This is a genomic window from Faecalimonas canis, assembly GCF_054601575.1.
Window position 1 is genome coordinate 1 of sequence record NZ_BAAHSI010000040.1, and the last position, 719, is coordinate 719.

Genomic DNA, 719 nt, shown 5'->3' on the forward strand with positions numbered 1-719 from the left:
AATAAATATCCACCCGCCTAGCGGGTGGTTTTTCAGTTTCGGGCATAGCCCTAATACTACTAGCCACGCACAAGTGCGTCTTTTATTGGCCTGCCAGCCACGCGATTAATTACTTGCCACCCGTAAACGGGTCTCTTGGGTCAAATAGACTCAACTGATCCATTTCTTGATCTCGTTTTAACTGGTTGGCTATATAACTTTTTATTGCTGCTGTATTCTTTCCTACTGTATCCACGTAGTATCCCTTACACCAAAACTCGCGATTTCGGTACGCAAATTTCATATTTCCATATTTTTGAAATATCATAAGACTACTTTTCCCTTTTAAATATCCCATAAAACACGAAATGCTCATTTTGGGAGGGATACTTAATAGTAAGTGAATATGATCTGGGCATATTTCTCCTTCTATTATGTCTACACCTTTCCATTGACATAGTATTTTAATAATATCTCTAATTTCCTCGCGTTTGTCTTGAAAAAACACCTTTCTTCTATATTTTGGTGCAAAAACCACATGATATTTGCAGTTCCACTTCGTATGTGCTAAACTTTTAACGTCAGTATTTTGTTCATTCATTTTACTGTCCTCCTAATGTGTATTATTTACGTAACTGGCAGGTCACGTTTATATTATACACATTAGGAGCAATATAACTGAATACATCGCTAAAGCTTCTATAGAACCACGCGACTATCGCGTGGTTTTCTTAATACAA

Annotated in this window: 1 protein-coding gene; it reads right to left on the bottom strand. The window is 37.0% G+C overall.

All coding sequences use genetic code 11. The features are described 5' to 3' along the window. Positions 1–109: 109 nt before the first annotated feature. Positions 110–580 carry an IS200/IS605 family transposase gene (gene tnpA / locus ACYPXO_RS10695; RefSeq protein WP_459640559.1) on the bottom strand — a complete coding sequence of 157 codons (471 nt, stop codon included), beginning with the start codon at positions 578–580 and terminating at the stop codon, positions 110–112. Positions 581–719: the final 139 nt, after the last annotated feature.